Source organism: Bradyrhizobium sp. P5_C11_2, from assembly GCF_054049755.1.
Window position 1 is genome coordinate 1 of record NZ_JBFULT010000840.1, and the last position, 2,250, is coordinate 2,250.

The following is a 2,250-nucleotide window of genomic DNA, read 5'->3' on the forward strand; positions in this document are numbered from 1 at the left end:
GAGCTAACCCACCCTACGACTAAACATACGATTTTCGGGCCGGATCGAAGATTGGCGGATAGTCGTTCTCATCGAGCAGATCGAGAAACGGATCGAGCCCTTTGGATTTGATCAGCGCGAGTTCCTGCTGCGAGATCAGGTTCACGGTCAAGATCTCCACCGGATCGCCCGCGATCTCCAGCGCCTCGGCGATCTCCTTATCGGGGCCGATGACCGGCGTCAGAAACAGGAACGTCTGGAAGTCCGTTCCTGCAACCGGCGGCCACGGCAGCGCGACGCGATGGCCGAAGCCGAACCAGGTTGTGTCGATGAACGGCAGATTGGCCAGCAAGCGCAGATTGGCGCAAACCTCCTCTGTCGGCTCGCGGACATACCACATCAGCTCGGCACGCGGCTTCGCGTCCCCATGCGCGCCCGGCATCCGCTGCTCGCTCATGCCGCTGGTGAGGAGCACATAGCCTTCGTCAGATCCCTCTTGGCACACCGGCACGAAATCGCGGCCAAAGGCGTGGATGTCGATGCGGCGCTCCGCGCTGTCGATGAAGCTGTGCTCGGGCTCGCCAAGTTCGCTTTCATAGATGGCGAGCCGATGCCGGTAGAGGTCGACCGAGGGCGACGGCGCGCTGGAGCCGGATACGAGCTTTGCGAGACGGGAGAGCATGTGAACCTCTGAGGCGGTATGAGCCGGGATATCCGCGTTGTCGCCAGACAAGGCGGGCCGGTTCAAATCCGCGGCTCGAGCTTCGCATTAGTCCATATCGCCCTGCGCGATTGTGCAGGAGGCCTGGATGATGCCGAGCGATCTGCCTCGTTCCGACTAGCCGACGATCTTCTCGATCGCGGCCTGATCCAGCCCGAACTTCTGCCCGGCCGCGAGAATCTCCTGCCAGGTGGTCGGATCGACCGGAATGCCTTCGGCGAGGCGCTTCTTCTTGGTCTCACGCTCGGGATCGCCGGCGATCAGCACCTTGTCGACGCCGGGGCTAGGCGGTGAGCCCGTGTGCCAGGCGACGAAGCTTTCGACTTCGCGTGCGAGGTTTTCGCCGGTGCCGAGCTTGCCCGGGTCGATGATGATCGAGAGCATGCCGTTGAGGACGTTGTACTTGCCGTCGGACGGGCCCTTGACCGCCTGCCCGCCGGAGAGCGCGCCGCCCAGGATTTCGCACACCAGCGCGAGCCCCGAACCCTTGTGCTCGCCGAACGGCAGGATGGCGCCGTATGGCGGGATCACGGTGTAGCGCGGGTTGGTGGTCGGCTTGCCTTCATTATCGATGATGGTGCCAGGCTCGAGTTCAACGCCCTTGTTGTGGGCGACGCGGGTTTTGCCCTGCGCGATCCTGCTGGTGGCGAAGTCGAGCACGATGGGGTCTTTGCCCCTGCGCGGAATGCCGACGCAGAACGGGTTGGTGCCATGGCGGGCATCGCTGCCGCCCCAGGGCGCCACGATCGGCCGCGAGATCACGTTGACGAAATGGATCGACACCAGTCCGTGGTCGATGCACTGCTCGGCCCAGTGGCCGATGCGACCGATGTGGTGCGAGTTTGAGAGACCGACGAGACACACGCCGTTGCTCTTGGCGCGCTCGGCCGCGAGCTCCATCGCCTCATGGCCGATCACCTGGCCGTAGCCGGTGAGGCCGTCGAGGGTGAGAAGCGGACCGGTGTCGAGCACGATCTTGACGTGCTGGTTCACGGCGAGGCCGCCGTTGGTGACGCTCTGGACATAGCGCGGGATCATGCCGACGCCGTGCGAGTCATGGCCCTTGAGATTGGCCTCGACGAGGTTGGTGGATACGAGCTCGGCCTCGCGGTCCGTGGAGCCGCCCGCCTTTACAATGGCGCGGATGGCGTTGGTGAGCGGCTCTGCCTTGATGGTGCGATAGTCGGCCATTGTTGCTCTTCTTATCCTTTTACGATCCGGCGGCAGTGGACCCAGGCTGCTTCTATCAGGTTCTCGCTCGCCTCCGGCGTGCGGAACGCCGAATGCGCCGACAGCGTCACGTTCGGCAGCTTGGTCAGCGGATGATCGCCCGGCAGCGGCTCGATGTTGAAGACGTCGAGACCGGCGTGGCGGATGTGGCCCGACTTCAGCGCGTCGATCATCGCGGCCTCGTCGACGACCGCGGCGCGCGCGGTGTTGATGAGGATGACGCCACGCTTCATCGCAAAGATCTTCTCGCGCGTGATCATGCCGCGGGTCTCGTCGTTGAGTAGCAGATGCAGCGACACCACGTCGCTCCTTGCCAGCAC

At 64.0% G+C, this 2,250-nt stretch carries 3 protein-coding genes; all 3 read right to left on the reverse strand.

What is annotated here, in order from left to right; all coding sequences use genetic code 11:
* Positions 1–19: 19 nt before the first annotated feature.
* Entirely contained in the window at positions 20–727 is a 708-nt protein-coding gene (locus ACXJL8_RS39255) for a suppressor of fused domain protein (RefSeq protein ID WP_456619247.1), read from the reverse strand.
* Between the two features lie 90 nt (positions 728–817).
* Positions 818–1,891, reverse strand: coding sequence for a malate/lactate/ureidoglycolate dehydrogenase (locus tag ACXJL8_RS39260; protein WP_456619246.1), 1,074 nt, complete (start codon positions 1,889–1,891; stop codon positions 818–820).
* Between the two features lie 11 nt (positions 1,892–1,902).
* The coding region (locus ACXJL8_RS39265) for an NAD(P)-dependent oxidoreductase (protein WP_456686834.1) at positions 1,903–2,250 on the reverse strand (348 nt) is incomplete at its 5' end.